Annotated in this window: 27 protein-coding genes; all 27 read left to right on the top strand. The window is 32.9% G+C overall.

Annotated features, from left to right (window positions below; translation table 11 throughout):
* Positions 1–53: 53 nt before the first annotated feature.
* The 27 genes from metG (at position 54) to BKH42_RS00980 (ending at position 24,713) form a co-directional block, all read left to right on the top strand.
* Entirely contained in the window at positions 54–1,949 is a 1,896-nt protein-coding gene (gene metG / locus BKH42_RS01110; protein WP_095293904.1) for a methionine--tRNA ligase, read from the top strand.
* A gap of 1 nt (position 1,950) precedes the next feature.
* Entirely contained in the window at positions 1,951–2,952 is a 1,002-nt protein-coding gene (locus tag BKH42_RS01105) for a hypothetical protein (protein ID WP_095293902.1), read from the top strand.
* Between the two features lie 9 nt (positions 2,953–2,961).
* A complete protein-coding gene (gene cmoB / locus BKH42_RS01100; protein ID WP_095293900.1) occupies positions 2,962–3,882 on the top strand; it encodes a tRNA 5-methoxyuridine(34)/uridine 5-oxyacetic acid(34) synthase CmoB in 921 nt (306 codons plus the stop codon).
* The gene (locus tag BKH42_RS01095; RefSeq protein WP_095293898.1) at positions 3,875–4,333 is read left to right on the top strand and encodes a thioesterase; all 459 of its coding nucleotides are present in this window, start codon (positions 3,875–3,877) and stop codon (positions 4,331–4,333) included. The genes cmoB and BKH42_RS01095 overlap by 8 nt, the downstream gene beginning before the upstream one ends.
* Position 4,334: 1 nt before the next feature.
* On the top strand, positions 4,335–5,468 hold the full coding sequence (locus BKH42_RS01090) for a glycosyltransferase (protein WP_095294007.1): 1,134 nt from the start codon (positions 4,335–4,337) through the stop codon (positions 5,466–5,468).
* 132 nt (positions 5,469–5,600) lie between these two features.
* Positions 5,601–7,148, top strand: a complete 1,548-nt coding sequence (locus tag BKH42_RS01085; RefSeq protein WP_095293896.1) for a methyltransferase regulatory domain-containing protein — start codon at positions 5,601–5,603, stop codon at positions 7,146–7,148.
* 238 nt (positions 7,149–7,386) lie between these two features.
* On the top strand, positions 7,387–8,496 hold the full coding sequence (locus BKH42_RS01080) for an alanine--glyoxylate aminotransferase family protein (RefSeq protein WP_095293894.1): 1,110 nt from the start codon (positions 7,387–7,389) through the stop codon (positions 8,494–8,496).
* Positions 8,497–8,504: 8 nt separating this feature from the next.
* Positions 8,505–8,966 (top strand): phosphoribosyltransferase family protein, encoded by a 462-nt coding sequence (locus tag BKH42_RS01075; protein WP_095293892.1) that lies wholly within the window; start codon positions 8,505–8,507, stop codon positions 8,964–8,966.
* Positions 8,963–10,282 (top strand): 30S ribosomal protein S12 methylthiotransferase RimO, encoded by a 1,320-nt coding sequence (gene rimO / locus BKH42_RS01070; RefSeq protein ID WP_257874213.1) that lies wholly within the window; start codon positions 8,963–8,965, stop codon positions 10,280–10,282. Before BKH42_RS01075 ends, rimO begins: the two co-directional genes overlap by 4 nt.
* 2 nt (positions 10,283–10,284) lie before the next feature.
* Positions 10,285–11,295, top strand: a complete 1,011-nt coding sequence (tilS, locus tag BKH42_RS01065; protein WP_095293888.1) for a tRNA lysidine(34) synthetase TilS — start codon at positions 10,285–10,287, stop codon at positions 11,293–11,295.
* Between the two features lie 134 nt (positions 11,296–11,429).
* Positions 11,430–12,896, top strand: a complete 1,467-nt coding sequence (ccoN, locus tag BKH42_RS01060) for a cytochrome-c oxidase, cbb3-type subunit I (RefSeq protein ID WP_095293886.1) — start codon at positions 11,430–11,432, stop codon at positions 12,894–12,896.
* 17 nt (positions 12,897–12,913) lie between these two features.
* The gene (gene ccoO / locus BKH42_RS01055; RefSeq protein ID WP_095293884.1) at positions 12,914–13,597 is read left to right on the top strand and encodes a cytochrome-c oxidase, cbb3-type subunit II; all 684 of its coding nucleotides are present in this window, start codon (positions 12,914–12,916) and stop codon (positions 13,595–13,597) included.
* 10 nt (positions 13,598–13,607) lie between these two features.
* Positions 13,608–13,808 (top strand): cytochrome c oxidase, cbb3-type, CcoQ subunit, encoded by a 201-nt coding sequence (locus BKH42_RS01050; RefSeq protein WP_095293882.1) that lies wholly within the window; start codon positions 13,608–13,610, stop codon positions 13,806–13,808.
* A gap of 18 nt (positions 13,809–13,826) precedes the next feature.
* Complete coding sequence (gene ccoP / locus BKH42_RS01045) at positions 13,827–14,726, top strand: cytochrome-c oxidase, cbb3-type subunit III (protein WP_095293880.1); 900 nt, start codon at positions 13,827–13,829, stop codon at positions 14,724–14,726.
* A gap of 10 nt (positions 14,727–14,736) precedes the next feature.
* On the top strand, positions 14,737–14,937 hold the full coding sequence (locus BKH42_RS01040; protein ID WP_095293878.1) for a DUF4006 family protein: 201 nt from the start codon (positions 14,737–14,739) through the stop codon (positions 14,935–14,937).
* 122 nt (positions 14,938–15,059) lie between these two features.
* The gene (locus BKH42_RS01035) at positions 15,060–15,656 is read left to right on the top strand and encodes a hypothetical protein (protein ID WP_095293876.1); all 597 of its coding nucleotides are present in this window, start codon (positions 15,060–15,062) and stop codon (positions 15,654–15,656) included.
* Between the two features lie 43 nt (positions 15,657–15,699).
* A complete protein-coding gene (locus BKH42_RS01030; RefSeq protein WP_095293874.1) occupies positions 15,700–16,356 on the top strand; it encodes a hypothetical protein in 657 nt (218 codons plus the stop codon).
* Positions 16,340–16,660: a hypothetical protein gene (locus BKH42_RS01025; protein ID WP_143428543.1), complete on the top strand. Its 321-nt coding sequence runs from the start codon at positions 16,340–16,342 to the stop codon at positions 16,658–16,660. The genes BKH42_RS01030 and BKH42_RS01025 overlap by 17 nt, the downstream gene beginning before the upstream one ends.
* 34 nt (positions 16,661–16,694) lie before the next feature.
* A complete protein-coding gene (locus BKH42_RS01020; protein ID WP_143428542.1) occupies positions 16,695–17,141 on the top strand; it encodes a hypothetical protein in 447 nt (148 codons plus the stop codon).
* Between the two features lie 10 nt (positions 17,142–17,151).
* Positions 17,152–17,568: a hypothetical protein gene (locus BKH42_RS01015; protein ID WP_095293868.1), complete on the top strand. Its 417-nt coding sequence runs from the start codon at positions 17,152–17,154 to the stop codon at positions 17,566–17,568.
* A gap of 87 nt (positions 17,569–17,655) precedes the next feature.
* Positions 17,656–18,936, top strand: a complete 1,281-nt coding sequence (locus BKH42_RS01010) for a hypothetical protein (protein WP_143428541.1) — start codon at positions 17,656–17,658, stop codon at positions 18,934–18,936.
* Complete coding sequence (locus tag BKH42_RS01005; protein WP_095293864.1) at positions 18,926–19,483, top strand: hypothetical protein; 558 nt, start codon at positions 18,926–18,928, stop codon at positions 19,481–19,483. The genes BKH42_RS01010 and BKH42_RS01005 overlap by 11 nt, the downstream gene beginning before the upstream one ends.
* Positions 19,471–19,845: a hypothetical protein gene (locus BKH42_RS01000; protein ID WP_095293862.1), complete on the top strand. Its 375-nt coding sequence runs from the start codon at positions 19,471–19,473 to the stop codon at positions 19,843–19,845. Before BKH42_RS01005 ends, BKH42_RS01000 begins: the two co-directional genes overlap by 13 nt.
* Before the next feature lie 9 nt (positions 19,846–19,854).
* On the top strand, positions 19,855–21,357 hold the full coding sequence (gene mshL / locus BKH42_RS00995) for a pilus (MSHA type) biogenesis protein MshL (RefSeq protein WP_180673864.1): 1,503 nt from the start codon (positions 19,855–19,857) through the stop codon (positions 21,355–21,357).
* Positions 21,354–21,926, top strand: coding sequence for a hypothetical protein (locus tag BKH42_RS00990; RefSeq protein WP_095293857.1), 573 nt, complete (start codon positions 21,354–21,356; stop codon positions 21,924–21,926). Before mshL ends, BKH42_RS00990 begins: the two co-directional genes overlap by 4 nt.
* The gene (locus BKH42_RS00985) at positions 21,910–23,523 is read left to right on the top strand and encodes a GspE/PulE family protein (protein ID WP_095293855.1); all 1,614 of its coding nucleotides are present in this window, start codon (positions 21,910–21,912) and stop codon (positions 23,521–23,523) included. The genes BKH42_RS00990 and BKH42_RS00985 overlap by 17 nt, the downstream gene beginning before the upstream one ends.
* On the top strand, positions 23,523–24,713 hold the full coding sequence (locus tag BKH42_RS00980; RefSeq protein ID WP_095293853.1) for a type II secretion system F family protein: 1,191 nt from the start codon (positions 23,523–23,525) through the stop codon (positions 24,711–24,713). Before BKH42_RS00985 ends, BKH42_RS00980 begins: the two co-directional genes overlap by 1 nt.
* The last annotated feature ends 3 nt before the right edge of the window (positions 24,714–24,716 follow it).

The raw sequence follows: 24,716 nt of genomic DNA, 5'->3' as shown, positions 1-24,716 counted from the left end.
TGTAGTGATAAGTTTGTTATAATAAAGTCAAAATTTTGAATGAAAGAAGAAAGATGAAAACATTCATTTCCACCCCTATTTACTATGTTAATGATGTTCCCCATATCGGACACGCTTATACTACTTTTATTGCTGATATGCTGAAAAAATATCAAGTGCTAAATGGAAATGATGTATTTTTTCTTACTGGTACAGATGAGCACGGACAAAAAATTGAACAATCAGCAAAATCTAAGTCAAAAACCCCCAAGCAATATGCTGATGAAATCAGTGAAAAATTCAAGAATCTTTGGGATATGTTTGGAATTGATTATGATTATTTTATCCGAACCACTGATGAAAATCATAAAATTGCTGTGCAAAAGGCTTTTGAGAGAATGTATCAAAAAGGAGATATTTATAAGGGCGAATACGAAGGACATTATTGTGTGAGTTGCGAAAGTTTTTTTACTCAGATGCAAACCATCAATGGAAAATGTCCTGATTGCGGGAAAGATACAAGTCTTCTCAAGGAGGAGAGCTATTTTTTCGCTTTGAGCAAATATCAAGATAAGCTTTTGGAGTGGTATGACTTAAATCCTGAGTGTATTTTACCATTGCATAAAAAAAATGAGGTAATCAAATTTGTTCAAAATGGCTTAAATGATCTTTCTATTACTCGTACAGGCTTTAAATGGGGGATTGATTTGCCTGAAAACTTTAATGATCGACATCATGTGATGTATGTATGGTTAGATGCACTGCTTAATTATGTCAGTGCTCTAGGCTATGGTGGCCAAGAAGAGAGAATGGATTTTTGGAAAAATGCCACTCATATTGTGGGCAAAGATATTTTGAGATTTCACGCTATTTATTGGCCCGCATTTTTGATGAGTTTGGGGCTAGAATTGCCTAAGCATATCTATGTGCATGGTTGGTGGACAAGGGATGGAGTTAAGATGAGTAAAAGTATTGGGAATGTTATTCATCCAAAAGATGTTAGTGATGCTTATGGTGTTGATGTGTTGAGGTATTTTTTAATGCGTGAAGTGCCTTTTGGTCAAGATGGAGATTTTTCACAAAAAGCACTCGTGGATAGAATCAATTCTGATTTGAGTAATGATTTAGGAAATCTCTTAAATAGACTTGTGGGAATGAGCGAGAAATACTTTGATAAAAAAATCAGTTCCAAAATGACTACCAAGTTCTATCAAAAAGAGCTTGATGAGATACAGATAATTTTAGAAAAACTTCCATTATTGATGGAGCAAATTCATATTAACAGATATGTTGAGGAGCTTTGGAAGTTATTTAGTCTTGCTAATGGCCTGATTGCCAAGTATGAACCTTGGAATTTGATGAAAGAGAATAAAATTGATCAAACACAAGGATTTTTGGGACTTATTGCAAATATTTTGGCCAAAGGTTCTCTTTTTCTTTATCCGATAATGCCCCGTACTGCAGAGGATATAGCTACTTGTTTGCACGTAAATATAAGTTCAGATTCTTTTGTGCATTTGGTCTCAAATCATCAATTGTTGGAGGATTTTGTTATTAAAAAAATAGAACCACTTTTCCCAAAAGTTGAAAATTTCAAAATGGCAGAAGTTGATTTCTTGAAACCACCTCAAGAAGATACACAAAAACCTATTAGCATTGATGATTTTTCAAAACTTGATATTCGTGTAGGTACGATTTTGCAAGCGAGTAAGATTCAAAAAAGTGATAAATTACTGAAACTTCAAATAGATTTAGGAGAAAATAAGCCACGCCAGATTCTTTCAGGTATTTCAAAATCTTATACTCCAGAAGAGCTTGTAGGTTCACAAGTGTGTGTTTTGGTAAATTTAAAACCAGCTAAAATGATGGGTGAAATCAGTGAAGGAATGATACTTGCTAGCAAAGATGAAGAGGGGCTTTCTCTTCTTCGTGTGGAAAAAGCCAAAAAAAATGGAAGTAAGGTAAGCTAGAGTGAAAGTGAACGAGGCTGTTGAGGTTATCAACGGAGAATTGGCATCCACGCCATCTATTAGTTCTTTTAATGGGGTGGCTACGCAAATTAGCGAAGTTAAAAGAGGCTGTCTTTTTGTTGCAAAAAATCCTGACGAAATTGATGGGGCAGTAGCTTTAGGTGCTTATGGAATCGTATATGATAGGTATGTTCAAATGGTCGATGGAGAAATTGCTTGGATAAAGGTTTCTTCAATTCATGATGCGATGATTCGTTTAGTGCGATATAAGCTTTTAAGAGAGAAGATTGAAGTTTTTTTTGCCTCTGAGATTGAATATGAAATTGCACGTCAGATAAATATTGATGATTCGGTCGGATTCTTTGATAAAGATATACCTGAATTTTTGAGCTTTATGGCTAAGAATCCAAATATTACAAGGGTAATGATCAAAGACAATAAACTTTTAGATCTTGTTTTAGAGTATATTCAAACAGTTGTACCTCAGGAATACCCTTTTGATGTCTTGGTTAGGACATTATTTGATGTTAAAATTAGCTATAAGATTTCGCAATACAACTTAAGACTTCCTAGTTTATTTTTACCCGAACTTGCTAGTGTGATTGATTTATTTGGGAGCAATAAGATTGCTTTTGATTTGAGAAATTTCACTTCTATTCCCTATATGCAACCAAATTTTATTAATATTCGTGCTAAGCTTGTGCATTATGGACAAACAGATAGGGTTGTTATCACTGAAGAGGACATAGAAAAATTTAAAAAATATGCCACATATATTGCGATGTACGCAAAATGGGGAAAATTAATCTTGCTTTTGCCCAAGGGTTATGAAGAAGTTTTTGATATGATAGCTCAAAATGAGATCTATCAAGACAGATCCGATCTTGATTGTCTGCTCAGAAATCAGAATTATAATTTTGCCCTTGTATTTGGGATGGATAACTCGAATTTGGTAGATTTGCTTACCACGCCTTATTCAGATCCTGTTTTGCCATTATTTTGAGCAAATTATATGCTTGAGAATGCAAGAAAAGAGGGTTTAAAGTTACTTCAGTCTAAGAGTATTGCCCCGCTTGTGAATTCTATTGAAGAGCTATCTTTAAAATTTCCAGATATGAGATGTAGTTATGAATGTAAAGATGGTATCAGGATTGACTTTGATGATACTATTGAAGAAAGTAGCTTTGATTTTTTCACAGAACTCGCTTTAAAGCTTAAACCCTGGAGAAAGGGTCCTTTTTATTTAGGAGATTTGTTTATTGATAGCGAATGGAAAAGCTTTTTAAAATGGAATCTGATTGCACCTCATATTAATATCAAAGATAAAGATGTTGCTGATGTGGGTTGTAACAATGGATATTATATGTTCGAAATGGCAAAACTAAAACCCTCGAGTATCGTGGGATTTGATCCAAGTGGATTATATAAGTGTCAGTTTGATTTTATCAATTTTTTTCTTGCTCAAAATATTTGCTATGAACTTTTGGGAATTGAACATTTAAGGATGTATGATAAGAAATTTGATGTGATTTTTTGTTTGGGTGTTTTGTATCATAGGAGCGATCCAATCAATGCGTTAAAGTCTCTTTATGCAGGTTTGAAAAAAAATGGAGAATTGATTTTGGATACCCTTGTGATTGATTCTGATTTGGAAATAGCACTTTGTCCAAAAATAAGTTATGCTAAAATGCCCAATGTGTATTTCATTCCTTCTATCAAAGCTTTGGAAGGATGGTGTTTTAGGGCTGGTTTTACAGAAATGCAAATCCTTGCCATTAAAGACACCACGCCCTTAGAGCAACGAAAAACCCAATGGATAGATGGGATGAGTTTAGAGTCATTTTTGGATCTAGAAGATTATTCTAAAACAATAGAAGGCTATCCAGCTCCAAAAAGAGCTTATTTCAGCCTAAAAAGGACAAAGAATGGATGAGCAGACTACTGAAAGCGAACAAAAATCAATCAGTGCAACGCAAGATAGGGTTGTTTGTAATAAAATTGATACCTCCTTGTGTGGAGATTTGACTTTTTTATCTAAAAACAGTGCTCAAAGTATTTTTATTCCAAAAGAATCAATGATTTCAGATGACAACATGATTCATAATGGTTTTATCTTCAATGCTGCTTCGTATGTTGCGCTTTGTGCAATCAATCAAAAAAATAGCATTATCATTGGATCGGAAGTCAAATTTTTTGCTCCCATTGAACTAGGACACGAAATAAATTTTAGAGCAAATGCAATTCAAACTGAATCTAAAAAAACTGAAGTAAGGGTTGAAGGCTTTTTGCTTGATATTAAAATTTTTGATGGAGCTTTTTATGTGGTGATTTTTGATAAAAAATTATTCAAGCTAAGGCTTAAAGATCAAAATCAGGATGTTTAGCTTGGTTATCGTACTTGTGGTTGATAGTTTTGCAGACAAGAGTAATGGTACTTCTATGACAGCTTACCGTTTTGCAAATGCCTTAAAAGAAAGAGGTCATCAAGTTAGAGTTGTCGCTCCATATATTCATGGGGAGGGAAATTATCAAGTTCCAGAAAGATATATACCTTTTGTCACAGAAATTTCGCATAAACAACATATGATCTTTGGAAAGCCTGTAGAAAAGGTTCTGATGGAGGCTTTTAAGGGTGCGGATGTTATACATTTATTTTTGCCATTTCAACTTGAAATTTCTGCAATGAAAATTGCAAAAAGGATGAAGATTCCTTATATGGGAGCATTTCATTTGCAGCCCGAACATATCACTTATAATATGAAACTTCAGAAATTGAAAATATTAAATAAATTTATTTTTTGGTTATTTAAATTTAGGTTTTACCGCCATATTTTTCATATCCATTGCCCTTCTGCTCTTATAGCCAATGAGATCAGTCAAAATGGCTATAAGGCTAAAAAATTTATTATTTCAAATGGATTTGATAAGCTTTATTCTCCGCCTATAGAAAAACCCATAAGTGATGGTTTTGTACATATATCAATGGTGGGACGTTATTCAAATGAAAAACGTCAAGATCTTCTCATAATGGCAATTGCACATAGCCAATATGCTTCAAAAATAAAATTACATCTGAAGGGAATGGGTCCTACTGAAAAAAAACTTCGGCAACTTGCTAAAATCTTGCCTAATCAGGTAGATTTTGGTTTTGTGCAACCAAGTGAGCTGCTTAAAATTTTGCATAAGACAGATATTTATGTCCATTCTGCGGATGTTGAAGGAGAGGCAATTGCTTGTTTGGAAGCGATTTCTTGTGGTATTGTGCCTATTATTTCTAATAGTAGGGTTTCAGCTACCGCTCAATTTGCATTAGATGAGCGATCTTTATTCCAAGCTGGAGACTGGAAGGATTTGGCTAATAAGATTGATTATTGGATAGAGAATCATAACGAGCGTGAAAAAATGGGGAAAATTTATGCTCAAAGTGCTTCAAACTATACATTGGAAAAATCAATCACCAAAGCAGAAGAGATGTATCAAGAAGTCATAGATTATTTTGGTTCAATAAATAAAAAATAATTTATTCGCATCTATGGTTTTAGCCAATCATGCTCTATGAATATCTGGTGATTTGTATAAAATATGGATAAAGTTTTTTATTAGAAATTTATTTTTTATATTATAATTGAAAAAATATTATTAGGATAAAAAATGAACACAGATGGTTACAACATTGATATTGATTACAATTATGGCTATTATAGAGAGCTTTCTCCATTGAGCTTTAGGATTTTTTGTTTATTGCGTGGCATAAAACCACCCCAAATATCATCAGCTTGCGAATTGGGGTATGGGAATGCACTTAGTATGAATATCCATTCAAGCACTTCAAATGTAAAATGGTGGGGGACTGATTTTAATCCATCTCACGCAAATTTTGCGAGTGAATTGAGTGATATATCAGAGAATGGTGCAAAAATATATGCGGATTCTTTTTTGGATTTTTTACATCAAAAGGACTTGCCTGATTTTGATTTTATTGGATTGCATGGGATATACAGTTGGGTGGATGAAAAAAATAGAGGTTATTTGTGCGATTTTATTGATAAAAAGCTAAAAGTTGGCGGAGGAGTTTATATTAGTTACAATGTTTTGCCAGGTTTTCTTGAATTGCTTCCTTTTAGAAATGTTTTGAAAAATTACGCTGATTTTATGTTACCAAAATCTAAAAGTACCATTTCTAAGTTAGATTCAGGTTTAGATTTTTTTGAAAAGCTTTCTGAAGTGGATGCAGCGTTTATTTTAAAAAATGAAGCATTAAAATCTCAAGTTGAAAAGATTAAAGATTTTAGTAAATCTTATTTGGCACACGAGTTTATGAATGAATCTTGGGAGATAATGGATTTTTTGCAGATCTACAAAGAACTTTCTAGAGCCAATATAAACTTCGCTTTTCCAGCTCATTTTCAATCAATGTGGCAACATATGGTTTATAATGATAATCAAAAAGAGTTATTAGATAGCATTGATAATATTTATTTTCAAGAATACACAAGAGATTTGATGAACAATAATCGGTTCAGAAAAGATTATTGGCTAAAAGGTGCTCGCAGATTAACTCAAGCAGAACAAAAGAACCTTATATCTAAATTGAGGGTTGTTTTGATTGAACCAAGAGAAAACATAGAGCTTAGCATTGATGTTCATGCCGGGACGTTTGCTAAGAGATTTAATTTATCAGAAGAACTCTATGGATCTTTTTTGGATATTTTAGCTGATCACAAACCAAAGACAATTGCAGAGATTATAAAAAGTGGAAATGGCAAATTTGATAATTTGGCACAGATTATAGAAGTAATCACTGTGCTAGATACTAAAAGAGTTCTTCGTTATGCTCAATCAGATCAAGAAGTAGATCTTGTTATGGAGAAAACACACCGATTGAATTTTGACATATTACAAAGAGCGATAACAGAAGATAATATTTCCGTGCTTGGCAGTGCTTTGTTGGGGGAAGGAATTGAAATCAATCGCTTTGAGAAATTATTTTTGTTGGCAATCATAGAAGGAAGAAAAACATTAAAAGAGCATATTGATTTTGTATGGGAAATTTTAAAATCTCAAAATCAAACAATAATCAAACAAGGTCAGCTTATAGAAAGTGAAGAGGATAACATAAAAGAAATTGAATCATTTGCAAAGGTTTTTCATAAAAAGCTACCCATTCTAAAAAATCTAAAGATTTTAAAAGGGATTTGATGAGGTTGTTTCTATTTCATCCTAGATTTTAATTTGCTGCTTTCGTTAATGTAAGGTTGCATTGATAACTCTCAAAGACATAAAGTGCGAGAATGATAGTTTGTGCTCATTTTTAGGAAGAATTAAATAAAGATAGCACACGGCGATTTAAAGGTAGAGAGTGTTTCACTGATTAATAAATTTCTATAAGGCTTTATTGTATAATGTCCGCTAACCTTGAATCTTTAGGGAGAAAAAAATGTTGCTTTTTACTCCAGGTCCCACGCCTGTTTTAGAAGATATTCGCTCAGAGATGGCAAAGCCTACTATCCATCATAGGACTCCTGAATTTGAAGAGTATTTTGCAAAAGCAAGGCTTGGACTGAAGATGATATTAAAAATGCCTGAAGTCTTGATGTTGGCAAGTTCTGGAAGTGGGGCGATGGAAGCTTGCATCAGAACATTTTGCACTAAAAAGCTCTTGAGTGTTAATAGTGGAAAGTTTGGTGAGCGATTTGGAAAGATTGCCAAAGCTTACAATATTCCAAATGTTGAAATAAAACATAATTGGGATACTCCTGCAAGAATGGAGGAAATCTTAGATCTTATAAAAAAAGATGAAAACATTGATGCTGTTGCCATTCAGGTGTGTGAATCTGCAGGAGGTTTGCGTCACCCTGTAGAGGAAATATCTGAAGCCATCAAGAGTTTTAATCCTGAGATTTTTGTTATAGCTGATGGCATTACAGCTATGGGAGTAGAGGATATTGATACTCGTTATATTGATGTGCTTATTGGAGGAAGTCAAAAAGCCTTTATGCTTCCTCCAGGTATGAGCATTATAGGTCTGAGTCAAAAAGCGATTGAAATGATAGAAGCTAGGGATATTGGTTTTTATTTCAATCTTAAAACAGAACTTAAGAATCAAGTTGCTAACACAACTGCTTGGACAGCTCCTACTACCATTATTATTGGGCTTGTGAAGTACTTTGAGATCGTTGAAAGCATGGGTGGGATAGAAAAAATTTATGAACAAACCAAAAAAAGAGCCCTTGCCACTCAAAATGCTCTGAAATCGATAGGATTAAAAATTTACCCAAAGATACCTGCTATAGCTATGAGTACGGTTATTGATGAGCTCAATGCTAGTGCGATTGCCAAGATATTGAAGAACGATTTTGATGTGAATGTTGCTGGAGGCCAAGATCACCTTAAGACATCTATATTTCGTATCAATCATATGGGAATCATACCCTTAAATGAGGCTTTATGGGTTGTGAATGCCATTGAGTTGGCTTTGGATAAGCTAGGTGTTAGAAAATTTAATGGATGTGCGAATATTGCATTTTTAGAGTCTTATTATGCTTAGGAGGGGTAATGTATTATTCTTATACTGAATTTTTGGGGGATTTGAAAATTTTAGCACGAAAGGTTGAGGAAGATATCGGAGTCCCTGATGCGATTGTTTGTATTGCTAGGGGTGGAATGGTGATGAGTCATATGCTTTGCTTAGCTTGGAATCTACGCTCTATATACACTCTTAGTGCATTTTCTTATAGTGATAAGAATGTGCAGAGTTCGTTGATTATTGAAAATATGCCAGATATCAAACCTGATCACAAAAAGATTCTAGTAGTTGATGAAATCGTTGATAGTGGCAAGAGTTTGGAAGAAATTTTACAGAAGCTAAGAGTTAGGAATCCACAAGTTAGTTTTTATTCAGCAGTTATTTTTCAAAAACTCAACGCTAAAATATTTGCAGATTTTTATGTCAAAGATCCTTCTTTGGAATGGATTGACTTTTTTTGGGAAGTTGATATGTTGGAGCAACGATCTTGAGTAAGAAGTTGCATTTGATTTCGCTAGGATGTACTAAAAACCTAGTAGATTCTGAAGTGATGTTAGGTAGATTGAAAGATTATGAGGTGGTGGATACTCCTGAACTTGCTGATGTTATCATAGTAAATACTTGTGGATTCATTCAGTCTGCAAAAGAAGAAAGCATTCAGGTGATTCTCCAAGCATCCTCTGTGCGCAAAAAAGGTGCGTTATTACTTGCTAGTGGCTGTTTGACTCAGCGGTATAAAAATGAACTCAAAGAACTCATTCCTGAGATTGATATCATTACTGGTGTAGGGGATTTTGATAAAATTGATGAGATGCTAGATTCAAAAACCAACTCTATTACCCCAGCAGTTTTTCTAGCAGATGAATCTAACGCTAGGGTCATTACAGGATCGAATATACACGCTTATATCAAAATATCTGAAGGGTGCAATCAGAATTGTAGTTTTTGTGCTATCCCTAGTTTTAAAGGAAGGTTGCAAAGTCGAAGTATTGATTCTATCTTAAAGGAGATTGAAAACTTAACCTCACAAGGTTATTGTGATTTTACCTTTATTGCACAAGATTCTAGTTCGTATTTAAGGGACAAAAATAATAATCAAGGATTGATAGATCTTATTAGAGCCATTGATACTCAAAATCTAGCCAAGAGTGCACGGATTTTATATTTATACCCTTCTAGTACAAGCTTGGAGCTTATCAATACAATCAAGGATTCTAAAATCTTTCAAAATTATTTTGATATGCCTATCCAGCACATTAGCGATACGATGCTTAAGCGAATGAAACGAGGAGCAAACAAGCAAAGGCATATTGAATTATTAAAGGCAATGCGAAATATTGAAGGAAGTTTTGTTAGAAGCACTATCATCATAGGCCATCCAGGTGAAAGCGAGGAAGAATTTCAGGAATTGTGCGAATTTTTAGAAAGTTTTATTTTTGATAGGCTTAATATTTTTGCGTTCTCTTCAGAGGATGGAACCTTAGCTTATGATATGGAGGATAAAATCCCTACTAAAATCATCAATAAAAGAATCAACATTGTCAATAAAATCATTAGCTCACAACAAAAGAAAATTAAACATCAAATGCTAGAAAAACATCATCAAGTGATTTTAGAAGGTAAAAGTCAGGTGAGTGAATATTTCTACAGTGCTAGAGATTTCAGATGGCCTCCTGAAGTTGATGGAGAGATACTTATTAATGATAGTGAATTAGATGATATGGTCTTAAAATCAGGCTATTATGAGGTGCTTGTGAATGAGCTTAAAGATGGATTTTTGTTTGGAAAAGTGGTGAGAAAAATTTAATTATGAAATTGTGCTTTCTTGATGAGCTTCAAGATCATAAAAATCTTTTGGGCTTTTCTGCAGGTGTGGATTCTGTGTCGATGTTTTTTTCTTTGTTGGAGTTGGGGATTGAATTTGATGTGAGTATTGTGAATTATGGGACTAGGGAAGCCTCTGATGAAGAGAGTGAATATGCCCAAGATCTATGTAGAAAATATCACAAAAGGTGTTTTGTGCTTAAAGCTCCAAGAATAGAATCTAATTTTGAATGCGAAGCAAGAAAAATAAGGTTCGATTTTTTTGAAGACATTATTGTTAAAAATAATTATGATAATTTGATTTTAGCACATCATCTCAATGATAAGTTAGAGTGGTTTTTGATGCAGTTAGCTAAAGGATCTGGATTGAATACCATTTTGGGTTTTGATGGGATTGAACAAAGAGAACGCTATAAGATAATACGACCTTTTATTAATATTACAAAATCTGAGATTTATGAGTATTGTTCTAAATATAAGTTTTATGAAGATTCTACCAATGAAGATAGCAGATACAAGCGAAATGAATTTCGTTATACTTATTCAAATAAGATGATAAAAAAATATTCCAAAGGGATTTCCAAATCTTTTGAGTACTTAACCCAAGAGAGAAAAATGCTTTATAAAGAGCGTGAGATATTATATTTTGGTGATATAGTTTATTTTCAAAAATGTTCTCCTTATCAAGATATTGATGAGATTGATAAAATCATCAAGAAAATGGGCTATGTTATTTCCTCTAACCAAAGAAAAGAGATCTTAAGGACAGGTTTTTCTTGCGAGATTGCAACTAAATATATTGTGGAAAATAATGAAAATTATCTATTTGTTTCAAAAATATACATTCCTCATTTTATCCTCCCTAAAAAATTTAAAGATATTGCTCGGAAAAATGCTATTCCAAGGAGAATCAGATCAAAAATTTATGAATATATGCACCAGAAAAATATGACTTTTGATGAGATGAATCATCACTTAAAAGACAAATTTATCTGATTATCAAGTCATTGTCAATAAGTCATTTATATTTTGTTGTTATTTCATGTTTTTTAAGGTACAAATTAATTTAAAAGGCTAAAATTAAAGGGTTGGTTCTAAACATTTAAAGAACAAAGCAAAAAGGAGAATAGATGCAAAATGATGCTACTTTAGAGTATGACTACTCTATTGCCAAGTTGTTTTTATACTCAACAATGGCATTTGGGTTCATAGGTATGTTGATTGGTGTTGTGCTCGCATTTCAATTGGCATTTCCAGATTTGAATTACATTGCTGGAGAGTATGGTATTTTTGGGAGATTAAGACCTCTTCATACTAATGGAGTTATTTATGGTTTCACATTAAGTGGTATATGGGCAGCTTGGTATTATTTAGGACAGAGGGTTTTGAAGATTACCTATCATCAGCACCCATTTTTGAAGTTTATCGGCTATCTACATTTTTGGCTTTATATTGTGTTGCTTATTCTGGCTGTCATCAGTCTTCTAGCAGGCCTAACTCAATCTAAAGAATATGCTGAATTGATTTGGCCTTTAGATATTTTGGTGGTTGTAGTATGGGTACTTTGGGGAGTGAGCATGTTTGGAAGTATGGGTGTGAGAAGAGAGAAAACCATTTATATTTCTTTGTGGTATTTTATTGCTACATTCACGGCCATATCAGTACTCTATATATTCAACAATCTTGCCATTCCTACTTATTTTGTTTCAGGTGTGGGAAGCATTTGGAACTCTATATCAATGTATGCAGGTAGTAATGATGCAATGATTCAGTGGTGGTGGGGACACAATGCAGTTGCATTTGTTTTGACTTCTGGCATCATTGGTATTATCTACTATTTTTTACCCAAAGAGTCTGGTCAGCCGATTTTCTCTTATAAACTGACATTGTTTTCATTTTGGAGTTTGATGTTTGTTTATATTTGGGCAGGTGGACATCACGTTATCTATTCGACTGTCCCTGACTGGGTTCAAACTCTTGGATCAGTGTTTTCTGTTATTTTAATATTGCCCTCTTGGGGAACGGCTATCAATATGCTTTTGACAATGAGAGGTCAGTGGCATCAACTCAAGGAATCTCCACTGATTAAATTCTTAGTTTTAGCTTCTACATTTTATATGTTAGCAACCCTTGAAGGTCCTATTCAGGCTATCAAATCAGTCAATGCTTTGGCACACTTTACTGATTGGATTATTGGACACGTTCATGATGGTGTTTTGGGCTGGGTTGGATTCACTATTATTGCTGCTTGTTATCATATGCTTCCTCGAATATACAAAAGAGAACTTTATTCTAAGAAAATTATGGACATTCAGTTTTGGATCATGACTATTGGTATCGTGCTTTATTTCTCTAGTATGTGGATAGCTGGTATTACTCAAGGAATGATGTGGAGAGATGTTGATCAATATGGTAATCTTACCTATCAGTTTATTGATACTGTGAAAGAATTGCATCCTTATTATTTGATAAGGAGTATTGGAGGCACGATGTATTTGGTAGGATTTATTATGTTTATCTATAACGTTGTGATGACTATCACTGCATCAAAAGAGCTAGATCGTGAGCCAAATTATGCCTCACCTATGGCTTCTTGATAAGGGGGTAAATATTTATGTTTAGTTGGTTAGAAAAAAATCCATTCTTTTTTACCGTAGCGTTTTTGATTGTATTTTCAATAGCAGGGTTGGTGGAGATTTTACCCGATTTTATGAAATCTTCAAGACCTATAGAGGGCTTACAGCCTTATACTGTATTGCAAACTGCTGGCAGACAAGTTTATATCGCTGAGGGTTGCTATAACTGTCATTCACAACTCATTAGACCCTTCCAGTCAGAAACTGATAGATATGGAGCTTATAGTCTTAGTGGAGAATATGCCTATGATAGACCTTTTTTATGGGGATCTAAGCGAACAGGGCCTGATTTACATAGGGTTGGCGATAGCAGAACTACAGATTGGCATGAAAATCATATGTTGGAGCCCACAAGCGTAGTTCCTGGTTCTATTATGCCTGCATATCATCATCTTTTCGCGAAAGATGTGGATTTTGATACAGCTTATGCAGAGGCTTATACGCAAAAGGTTCTTTTTGGAGTTCCTTACGATACCGAGAATGGTGTTCCTCTAGGAAATATCACTCAGGCCAAAGAGGAGTTTTTAAAAGAAGCAGGTGATATTGTAAATCATATGAAAAATCAAGCGGTCAAAGAAGCTTATAAAAAGGGCGAAGTCAAGCAAATTGTTGCACTCATAGCCTACCTCAACAGTCTTGGTCAGTCCAGGATAAAGAAATAAAGGAAATATAATGAATCTAGAATCTCTTGAATCAATAAGAGCGATTGCTTATTTTGTAGTAACCGTTCTGCTTGTGGTATTTTTGTATGCGTATATCGTCAGCATGTATATGAAGCAAAAAAAAGGTATCGTGGATTATGAGAGATATGCAGATTTGGCACTAAAAGATAACTTGGATGATGAGATCATAGAGCCAAGGGAAAACAAATAAACAATTGAAGGAGACGTTATGGGATGGTTAAGCGATAATGTGAATTTATTTTCATTAATTGCTGCAATAGTCATTTTAGTATTGACCATATTTATTGCTGGTTTATTGATAAAGAAAATGCGTGACTCAAAAGCTGATGGGGAGCTTACAGATCACAAATGGGATGGGATTGCAGAGTTTAAAAACAATATTCCCATCGGCTATGCAATCTGTTTTTTGGGATTGATTTTTTGGGGTTTTTGGTATATGTTTGTAGGTTACCCTCTAGATTCTTACTCCCAGATTGGGGATTATAATCAACAAGTGGATACCCATAACAAAAAATTTGAGCAAAAATGGCAAAACCTAGATAACACAGATCTCATACAAATGGGTGAAGGTATTTTCTTGGTTCAATGCTCACAATGTCATGGTATTGATGCTGAAGGTATGGATGGAAAAGCTCAGAATTTACACCGATGGGGAAAAGAGGAAGGTATTATTTATACTATTGAGCATGGTAGTTCTGGATTAGGTTATCCCATTGATATGCCTCCTTTTGAAGGAGCTATTAGTAAAGAGGATTCCAAAGCTATTGCTGTTTATGTGATGAATGTTCTTTCTGATAAAAAGAAAAATATCAATGATGTGAAAGATTCTAATAAAAGATCAGTTCTTCAAGATGAAATCAAAAAAGGCAAACAAGCTTTTGACTCTATGTGTGCGAGTTGTCATGGAAATGATGGTGCCGGTAACGATGGTATGGCAGCTGATTTGAGAAAATATGGTACCTTTGATTTTGTAAAAAATGTCTTAGAGCACGGTAAAAAAGGCAATATAGGTGAAATGCCATCTTTTGCTTATAGGAATTTTACTGACACGCAAATAAAAGCAATTTCTGCTTATATAGGTTCTTTGCAACCTTTGAGCGATGAGTAAGGAGTGAATGATGAATGGACTATTTGGAATCAACGGATTATTGGGGTATATAGTTGCTGTTCTTTTGGTTGTTGGTTTGGCCGTTGGATTTGGTTTTGCAGCAGTAAGTATTCAAAAATCTCAGGCGACCAATTATTATAAAATTGATAATCAGGCTAACATCAAGATGAAAAGCAAAGACAATGCATATCATTACAAAGCAGAGCACTAAGGAGTGGATGATGAAATTTACAGGACTTGAAAAAATCTTAGCTTTTTTTATTGTTTTAACAATTATTATGACAATTATCATTCCTTTTATTCCAAATTTATTTTTATTTTTGGTATAAACGGGTGAAATTCTTTTGGCTTGTTTGTTTTCTTTTTTTGCCTTTGATGGGGGAGGTTTTTGTATTAGATAATCAAACAGGTCTTTTTATCCCAAAATCGGTTGATTTTGTCAATAAACTTTCTACTCAAATAAAGCATAAGACTGGATTTTCTCTCTATGTGGATATAGTTGATAGTTTAGATCTTCCTACCAAAGATGGTAGGATCGCTTATGAAAAAAGTATCCTTTTTAAGATCACACCCCCTTATAGTGTCATATTTTTTTTTGCTAAATCTAAAAAAGTTGATATTGTTCTAAGCGATGATGCTAAAAATATTTTTGATACTGAAAGAATGTTTTTCGATTATATGGCACCTCTATTGCCTGATCCTAAAAAAGAATCAGAATTTACCCCTAATCGTATTTCTGCTGCTATTTTGAATGTGTATTCAATCATTGCAGATAAAATCAGTGATAGCTACAATGTAGATTTTGATCAAAATTTTCCAAAAGATAAGTCTCGAGAAGTGGTATATTATATCATATGGGCAATGTTGATTGTCCTGATTGGTCTGTTTGCATGGGTTTATTTTTTTCCAAACAAAAAGAAACAACGTTGAGTATTTGAGTTGAATAAATAAAATTGATCTGTAGAGGAAAGAGATGAAAAAGAAGTTCAATCTATGGCCATTTGGTATTTTGGCAATTATTGTCATTGGTGTAGTTTTACTCATAAGACTTGTGGTTTTATCTTCAGGGCATCCTGATCTTGAAGAGATTGCTTATGGTGGAAAAAACTATCAACAAGTGGAAAAAGATATTAATCCAATTATCAAAGATACTAGGGAATTTCAGGCTCAGTATTCTATTTATATGAGTGTGAATAAAAAACCTCTTCCTGAACCTCAAAATCAGCCTTTAATGAATTATGAAATCAAAGGAAATGGTTCAAGGCTTTCTGATGAGAAAAAAAATGAAAAACCCGAATTATTTATTGATGCACCTAATAAAATTTATGTCGATTTTATTCCAAAAATATCATCAAAATCTTCAGGTAAAGATTCGTCTCATCTTATTTCAAATATAAAAACCATCGTTTTTCTGCAACGCTATTATGCTAAAGAGAGGATGGATATAGGGATGCTAAACTGCGATAGAAATAATTGTGTTAGTAAAGATTTTAATCTGAAGCTATCAAAAGATTCCAAACAGATTTTAGAGGGTAGGTGGCGTGTGAGTTTGGAGATTTCATATGAGCAAGATGGCGTGAGTAAAAATATCATCTTAGAAAAAGAATTTTTTGGTGCTAAGCATCCATAGGGGTTATGTTGCCATTGAGTTATTGATGGCTATTGTTGTTTTGGGGTTGGGATTTAATTTATTTTATAAGATCTATGAACAAAGGTTGAGAGATAATATTTTTAATCAATCCACCATATATCAAGCACAGGACTTGATGGAAAAAACTATTCTTTTAAAAACAAATACTAGCAACTTTTCTATAGAGTCAAAAAATGGACACATTTATAGTGGATTTTTAATTCAAACTCCCGATGATATGGTCGGCTATAGGTATTTTTCTCCCGATATTATTTTAGATCAAAGAAACAATGTTCAGCAATAAATTTTCTAAAAGAATTCAAAATGGATTTATTTTGATGGAGCTCATAATTGGGATTGTAGTTTTAGGAGTGGTTTTGTCCTTGAGTGCAAGAATGCTTTTGCATATTCAAAAAGACAATATAAGGTATTCTAGAATTTTGAGTATCGACTTGCAGATGAATAATACCCTTGATTCATTGCAAGCATATCTTCTAGAGGCATCAAAAGATTCTATCACATATGGAAAGAATTTTATTTCTTGGAGTAGTTCTTTTGGTGATTCAAATTTTTCTTTGAAAAGCACTCAAAGACCTTCTAATAAGAATTTGCATACAATCATTTTGAATGCCAATTCTTTATATTTTGATGGATTTTTAATGCTTGATCAATTAAGTGATTTTGAGATCTTTCAAACGCATGATGGATTTAAGATTAAATTATGCACAGTGATAAGTAAAAAACCTTTGTGTAGGTATAGATTGATTCGATTGTTAAATATTTAAAGGTTAAAATTTGTTTCATACTCCTTTGCATCCAAAGTATCTTTTAAAAAATCGTAAAGCTCAAGGTCTTTATTATGCCTTGATAGTCTTACTTGCAGTTGCCTATATTTCTACGGCTTCTTTAAGGACTCAAGGTTTAGGAATAGATATGATGAGCAACACTCATTTAAAATATCAATCTTCTTTATATACCAAAAGTATTTTAGAAATGGCAAAATTGTGTTTGCAGGCATTGGATTTTGAGCGATGCAATAATGATGAATTTTTATTTGATGCCCAATATCAAGGTGGGTACAATATTTTTAGAATAAATGATGGTTATGAAATACATATTTATATACAAGCTCTCAATCTCCGCACATCACAGATTCAAAGATCTCTAACAAGGATCTATCTACCATTGCAAGAAGATCAAAAAAGAGAATAAAAGTATAAAAATTATATATATTTTTAAGTAAAAATTTGAAATAATATTGACTTGAATTGAATATAAGGTGTTATTATAATGATTTCTATGAATAGAAAAAGTAATATTATTTATCTAGAAAAAGAAACTCATTCATTTTTTGATACAAACTTAAATCCTGTGAAAATCTCTAAAAATGACATTCTTATTACAACTATAAGGGCTAGAGATCTTTCAAAATATCAGTTAAATATAAAAAAGTCTGAACTATCTCAGAAAACAAATATAGCAGATTATCTATATGCTAGGTGTATCCAAGAAGGTTTTTTTCAGGCTCAAAAAAGCTATATTTTTAGTTATATCATAGAGGATAAATCTTCAGAATTTATTTATCATATTTATGCAAAGACTCAAGAAGCGGCGCATTCACTCCCTGTCCTCAAGGACAATTTAAACAAGCATGAAATGAATGTGAGCGTGTATATTCCTGATATTTTTTTGCCTATGGCTTTAGAAGATCAGTATAGAGAATCAGGTTTATTTTTATTTGAGGATTGTCTTGTTTTTTATCATCTAGGTAATCTTGCTTACCAAGTCTTTATCGGCCATCAAGACGATATTAATAGGGCATTGCATTATATTCAAACGGTTTATTCAAGGAAGCTTTCAATTATTTATAGTGCTAATAATGTTCCTTTGAATGTAGATATCCAGGTATGTCCTTTGGCAGATTTACTTAAAAACCCTAATCCTTTGGGGTTTCTTTGTTTGGATTACTTCCAAAAACAAAAAAATCATGATTTACCGATTTTGCAAGTAGCACATGATGCTTGTTTTAAGAAAAGTAAAACATTTTCAATGTTGCTGAAGATAGCTTGTGTGATTGCTTTGATGTTGATATTGCCAATAGGTAAGATAGGTTATGGATTTTATATCAATCATCACATTAAAGCTCTCCAGTTTCAAAATGATGAAATACTCGCATTGATTAATGATTCTAGCAAGAATAGCGCAGCTGTTTTTGAGGAAACAAGGACACAAAATCAGCTACAAAATCATCTCCATTCGCTACAAAAAATACAAACCTCTTATATATCCCGTTATCAAATAATTGCAGAGATAGCAAAACGTCTAAAAGGAAAGGATATTTTTGTAAATAATTTTTATTTTGCAAGTGATGTTTTTGAAAATATGCAGGTTTTAGAACTTGACATTGTGAGTGAATCAGAACAAAATCTCATTCAATTTATGCAGGATTTTAGCAAAACTCCATTGATTTCTGTGGGCTCTAAACCAATTGTTCAAAATGAAAAAGTTTTTAGTAATGGTATTTTTAAGACAGATCAAAATTTCGCTACAAAGATTATTTGGATTTCAAATGTTCTATAGATTTTTAAAATACTCAGATATGTTTTTAAATGAGCGAACAAAAAAAGAACGGTATTTGATTTTGATGAGCATTATTGGAGTAGTGTTTTTTATCTTATATGTATATATTATTCCACCCACAACTGATTTTTTGAATCAAAAAATGAATATCTACGAGCAGACAAAGTTCATTTTATCCCAGAATGTAAAGCAATTCAAAAGCATATCTCCAAAGAGTTCTCAAGAAGATATTTTTGATAAGACTCAAACCTTACAAAAAAATCTTTTTGTATTCAAGCAAGTTTCAAAAAATGACTACGATGTTCTTAGTATCATCACAAAATTTGCACAAGATTTGAAATTAGATGTTGTTTCTGATATTTTATTGGAGGATAAAAATATTGCATTCACTCTAAATGGAGCATTTGAGGATGTTGTTGAATTCATTCGCCTCATTGAAGAGAATCATTTTGTCTTCATACAAGATCTCCAACTCAAACCCAATTCTAAAAATATTGATTGCACATTACATTTACTAAATTTAGGGACTTCGCTGTGGAATTTTTAAGAAGTGTTTTTGTTGTATTCTTTATCGGTGCTTTTGCCCTTTTAGCTAAAGAGATCTCTCTTCCTGTTATTGTTATTCCCCCACAAAAAATACAGAATTTTTTTCATCCAAATTTGCCACAAAAGATGATGTTAGAAATGATATTGAACCAAAAAGCAAAGATAAATGGAAAATGGTATAAGAAGGGCGAATATTTTTCAAAATATCAAATATTTAAAATAGAAAATGATAAGGTGATATTGAAGAAATCTAATAATACTTTGACTCTTCATATTAGCACTCAAAAACAAAATGTCATAAAAACAAAAAGCCATTCACAGCCTAAAATATCATTCAATGTCAATAAAAATCCTACTGACTGAGGAGAGATGATGAAAAGAATCTTCATATTTTTATGTTTTTTATTTTCATTTTTAAATGCTTTTGATTTGTGTGACAATAAAGAATTTACCCTTTCCACGCATCAAGATGTATCTGCTCAAGAGGTGATTAATGAAGTTGCAGATGAATGTTCATTTAGCGTTATTTATGCGGATTCTGAAGTTAAAAATCTTCTAAAAGATCAAAAACTGATGCTCAACCTAAGATCTCAAAAATTAGAATCACTTTTGAATATTCTCTCTGATAGTGTGGATGTGGCATATGAGATTAAAGATGGATATATTAAATTTCAAAGATTTATTACCAAAACCTTTCACATTGATTATGTTGCCACTTCTAGGGTGGGTTCTAGCAATACGGATGTCATTTTTTCCCAAGATACCCAGAATTTATATCAAAATCAATTTTATGGTAATACAGATTTTCAGGATGATACTCATCAAAAGGCACTCTCTATAGGTACAGATCAAAGAAAACTCAATATCGGTAGGAGTGGGACTAAAATATATTCTATTGATGAATTAAATTTTTGGGGAGAGTTAGAAAATGAGCTTTTTGCAATCACTTATCGTTCCGTTGATACAAATCAACCTAGCAAAAATCAGAAGAAATCTATTATTGTCAATAAAGGTGCAGGATTGGTTACCATCACAGCTACTCCTTCTCAAATCAAACGGGTAAGTGAATATATCAAATCGCTTAATGAGAAGATTCAAGCTCAGGTTCTCATCGATGTCAATATTTTGACCCTTTCGCATAATGATATTGACACAGCCGGAGTGAATTGGGCAGAAATATACAATTTAGGGATTAAATCAGAAGGGGATAGACTTCTCTCTTTTACTCAAGATGGATTTGCTTATGGTATTAATATTTTTCCACAAGATCTCAGCGTAGGAAAAATTTTACAGTTTCTCAATACATACGGGAAGGTCAGCTCTGTCTCAAATCCAAAAGTTCTGACCATTAATAATCAACCTGCAATTATTTCTGTGGGAAATGTGCTTCGGTATTCTCAAAATTTGGTTTATCAAAATAGCACCAATACTGCTGTGGTTCAAAATACAGGCGAACAATTTCCAACAGTTTTTTCGGGCGTGTTGCTTGATGTGACGCCATCTATTTCCAAAGACTATGTTATTTTAAAAATCAATCCTTCTATTACAAGCACAAAAGATTCAATGATAGAAAATGAGCCCAATGCCTTGAAATCACCCCCAAATCTATCTACCAATCAGCTTTCTTCAATTGTAAAGCTCAAAAATAATCAAAAGGTGATACTTGGAGGACTTATCCACAAAACTCATTCTAAGATTGAGAAAAAGGTACCTATTTTAGGTTCAATACCTATATTGAAATATCTTTTTTCTTATAAAAAGCAACTCAAACAAACACAAGAAATGATCATTATTATTACTCCAAGAATCATTACTTCTATCCCTCCAAATATGAAAGACTTAGGGTATGATTTTTTACAAGAGGATAAAAAATGAAGTCCATATTTCATTATAAAATACATACATTTTTGACTAAGGTGGATTCCATATATAGAAAAATAGGGCTGATTAGACTCATTGCATTTGTGCTTATTGTAGTGGAAATAGGTCTTATTGCTTATGATGTCTATTGCACTGGTTATAAAAAGGGGGTCAATGAAGGTTATCTTCAAGCATATGAAAAAGTTTCTGAAGAAAAAAATTCGAAAATAGCACAATTATCACAATCTCTTAGCATACTTGAAGAGCTATATTCAAGCTCATCAAAGGGTATATTACCATTGATGGAAAAACCAAAATTTTATATCTCAAAACTTCAGGGCACTCTGAGTTATGCTCACGCTATTGATATTGCACAATCCTACTATGAAAAACAATCTTATAAAGACGCTATTATTTGGTCATATAGGGCAAATCAAATTGATCCAAAAGACATTAAAAGTTGGGAGATCTACACAAAAAGTTTGAAAAAAATAGGAACTGATGAGGAGATAAAAAAAGCTCAATATTTGATGGATCAAGTCAGGAATTATTTTGCAAAGGAAGTCAATGAGAAAAGCTTTTGAAGATTTTTTGGCTACTCAAAAAATTTTAGAAAGTGAATATGGCTTGGATAAAAAATCAAAAATACTTTTTGATTATATTCGTACCTATGAAAAGTCTTTTGAAGAGGCACTGATAGAATTTCCAGAGTGTTATGAAGAGATATTAAACCTTTCAAATATGAGATTTGTGACATTGCAAAATCATATAAGCGATGAAAAGTGTTGTTTGCTTATCCCTTATCATATTGCTTCAAAACTTAAAACATTTGTTCATTGTATTGGCTCTAAAAAGATAACCCTGGTTACTTTAGAGCCATTTAATACCAAAAATATCCAATTGCTTCAAGAGCTTATTAAAAACAAGTATCCTTCTTGCGAGATTGAGTTTGCACTCACAAGCTTAAAGGATTTTTATGTGAGTTTAGAGAACTTAAAAATACAAGAACAGATTTATCATCAAATTCACAACAATCACCAAGAAGATGGGATTTATAATCTGTATATCCTGATTTTAAAAACCGCTATTTCTCAAAAAGCTAGTGATATACACCTAGAATCCAAAGCTGATTATGGGAGTTTTAAAATACGTCAAGATGGGAAAATTAAAGAAATTGCTCGAATTGATTTTGAATTCTTTGAATTATTATGTAATAAAATCAAGCTTGAATCCAAACTTGATATTAGTGAAAAACGCCTTCCCCAAGATGGTCGTTATACTCTTTTAATAAGCGGTGTGAATTATGATTTTAGGGTATCTTGTATGCCCACACAATATGGTGAAAGTATCGTGATGCGAATACTTGATAGACGAACAGATACAATTAGTTTAGATAAACTCAATCTCACATCAAATAACCTTGAATTAATAGAAAAAATATTGCAAGTTCCTTATGGGATTATTCTCATAGCTGGACCAACTGGAAGTGGGAAAAGCACCACTTTATATGCCATGTTGGAGGCACTGAAATCAAATGATAAAAAACTCATCACCATTGAAGATCCTATTGAGTATCAAATCAATCTTGCAACTCAAATCCAGATCAATCCCGATTATGGGTTTGGATTTTCAGAGGCACTCAGGGCGATTTTACGTCAAGATCCTGATATTATTATGGTCGGGGAGATTCGAGATCAAGAAACCCTACAACTTGCTATGCAGGCTTCATTAACTGGGCATTTAGTTTTATCTACAATTCATACCAATGATAGTGTGAGCACGATTGATAGATTAATTAATATGGGAGTGGAGCCGTATTTGCTTAGTTCAAGTCTTGTTGGCGTTATTTCTCAAAGACTCGCAAGAAAACTTTGTCCTAAATGCAAAAAATCCTCAAAACAAATCCTTGATATTCCTTCAAAAAATATCAAACTATCTGAAGAATTCTTTTTTGCCAATGGTTGTCAAGATTGCAATATGCAGGGGTTTTTGGGCAGAGAAGCGGTGATGGAAGTCCTAGAGATTACTCCTAAGTTAAGAGAGATGATTGCTAAGAATCACTTAGAATTTTATTCTTATCTCAAAAATAGTGATTTCAAGACACTTTTTGATGATGGGGTAAGCAAGGCTATGAAAGGTGTTATCAGTCTTGAAGAAATTTATCGTTTGGCAAAAATGTGATGAAATTTAAATTATCAGGAATCAAAAATTCTAAGCATATTTATAAAACTATGGAAGCAAAAAATCCCCAAGAGGCCTACGATAAAGCAGAAATTTTGGGGATAACGCCCGTTGATATTATTCCTATAGAGTCTTTTTCTATTCAATCATTTTTCCCTTATGAACACGAACTTTTGCTAAGTTTTAGACAAATCTCTTTTATGCTTGGTAGTGCTATTGCTATTGATGAGATTTTTCAGCAATGCATCACAAGTTGTGTTCATCCAAAAATCAAATCAATGTATCAAGATATTCTTAAATCTTTATTGCAGGGTAATTCTTTGAGTGCCTCATTTTCAAAATTTGTTTCAATTGTTGGACACTTGAGAGTTGCTATGATAGAAGTAGGAGAGAACAGTGCTAGTCTCCCAGAGATTTTTGAACTTCTCGCAAAAGAGATAGAGCAAAAGCAAGAGGAATCAGCAGAATTCAAAAAGAAATTTTTTTATCCTTGTATGGTTTTTATATGCACCATTTTGGCTTTTGGCTTTTTAAATGCTAAAGTTTTACCTGAATTCACAAGGCTTTTTGAAGAAATGTCTATTGAGTTACCATTTCTTACAAAAGCTCTCATTTTTAGTGGTAATTTTTTTTCACAATGGGGTATTTTTATCCTCATATCATTGATATTTGTTGGTTCTGTTATGAAACAGATTCCCCAAAAATCAAAAATTTTCAGAGAAAAATTTCATCGATATTTTTTGAAACTACCAATTTTTGGAAAGATATTTTTATATAGGGATTTGCATCGTTATTTTTTGGCATTTTATTTTTGCGAAAAAGCTGGACTTGAAATCAAACTATCTTTAAAAAACGCATATTTGTCATTAAAGAATGAATTTTTAAAGGCAAAATTTCAAGAAGTGAGTGCTTGGATTGAAAAAGGAGAAAATCTTAGCAATGCTCTTTGTAAGATTGAAATACTTGATGTTATGAGTAGAGGGCTGATTATTTCAGGAGAAAAAAGCGGGAATTTAGAAAGAATGTTACAAATTTCTTCCATACATTATAAAAATTTATACTCTCAGAATCTAGAGCGTTTTAACAGATGGCTAGAGCCCATTATGAGTATTTTTGTTGGGTTTCTGGTTTTGTGGTTCGCATTAGGAATACTCACGCCAATGTGGAATTTAAATAGTGCAGTTTTGTGAATA

Source organism: Helicobacter sp. 13S00482-2 (assembly GCF_002272795.1).
In the GTDB taxonomy this organism is placed as follows: Bacteria; Campylobacterota; Campylobacteria; order Campylobacterales; family Helicobacteraceae; genus Helicobacter_J.
The sequence above is the reverse complement of the archived record's forward strand: the minus strand, read 5'-3'. Positions and strand labels throughout refer to the sequence as shown.

Excerpts from the sequence above, each read along its gene's own strand:
- BKH42_RS01020 (WP_143428542.1), top strand. The coding sequence starts at position 16,695 with ATGGAGCTCATAATTGGGATTGTAGTTTTAGGAGTGGTTTTGTCCTTG.
- metG (WP_095293904.1), top strand. The coding sequence starts at position 54 with ATGAAAACATTCATTTCCACCCCTATTTACTATGTTAATGATGTTCCC.
- BKH42_RS01040 (WP_095293878.1), top strand. The coding sequence starts at position 14,737 with ATGAATGGACTATTTGGAATCAACGGATTATTGGGGTATATAGTTGCT.
- ccoP (WP_095293880.1), top strand. The coding sequence starts at position 13,827 with ATGGGATGGTTAAGCGATAATGTGAATTTATTTTCATTAATTGCTGCA.
- cmoB (WP_095293900.1), top strand. The coding sequence starts at position 2,962 with ATGCTTGAGAATGCAAGAAAAGAGGGTTTAAAGTTACTTCAGTCTAAG.
- BKH42_RS01030 (WP_095293874.1), top strand. The coding sequence starts at position 15,700 with ATGAAAAAGAAGTTCAATCTATGGCCATTTGGTATTTTGGCAATTATT.
- BKH42_RS01095 (WP_095293898.1), top strand. The coding sequence starts at position 3,875 with ATGGATGAGCAGACTACTGAAAGCGAACAAAAATCAATCAGTGCAACG.
- BKH42_RS00980 (WP_095293853.1), top strand. The coding sequence starts at position 23,523 with ATGAAATTTAAATTATCAGGAATCAAAAATTCTAAGCATATTTATAAA.
- BKH42_RS01080 (WP_095293894.1), top strand. The coding sequence starts at position 7,387 with ATGTTGCTTTTTACTCCAGGTCCCACGCCTGTTTTAGAAGATATTCGC.
- ccoO (WP_095293884.1), top strand. The coding sequence starts at position 12,914 with ATGTTTAGTTGGTTAGAAAAAAATCCATTCTTTTTTACCGTAGCGTTT.
- mshL (WP_180673864.1), top strand. The coding sequence starts at position 19,855 with ATGAAAAGAATCTTCATATTTTTATGTTTTTTATTTTCATTTTTAAAT.
- BKH42_RS01075 (WP_095293892.1), top strand. The coding sequence starts at position 8,505 with ATGTATTATTCTTATACTGAATTTTTGGGGGATTTGAAAATTTTAGCA.
- BKH42_RS01010 (WP_143428541.1), top strand. The coding sequence starts at position 17,656 with ATGAATAGAAAAAGTAATATTATTTATCTAGAAAAAGAAACTCATTCA.
- BKH42_RS01005 (WP_095293864.1), top strand. The coding sequence starts at position 18,926 with ATGTTCTATAGATTTTTAAAATACTCAGATATGTTTTTAAATGAGCGA.
- BKH42_RS00990 (WP_095293857.1), top strand. The coding sequence starts at position 21,354 with ATGAAGTCCATATTTCATTATAAAATACATACATTTTTGACTAAGGTG.
- ccoN (WP_095293886.1), top strand. The coding sequence starts at position 11,430 with ATGCAAAATGATGCTACTTTAGAGTATGACTACTCTATTGCCAAGTTG.
- BKH42_RS01050 (WP_095293882.1), top strand. The coding sequence starts at position 13,608 with ATGAATCTAGAATCTCTTGAATCAATAAGAGCGATTGCTTATTTTGTA.
- BKH42_RS01085 (WP_095293896.1), top strand. The coding sequence starts at position 5,601 with ATGAACACAGATGGTTACAACATTGATATTGATTACAATTATGGCTAT.
- BKH42_RS00985 (WP_095293855.1), top strand. The coding sequence starts at position 21,910 with ATGAGAAAAGCTTTTGAAGATTTTTTGGCTACTCAAAAAATTTTAGAA.
- tilS (WP_095293888.1), top strand. The coding sequence starts at position 10,285 with ATGAAATTGTGCTTTCTTGATGAGCTTCAAGATCATAAAAATCTTTTG.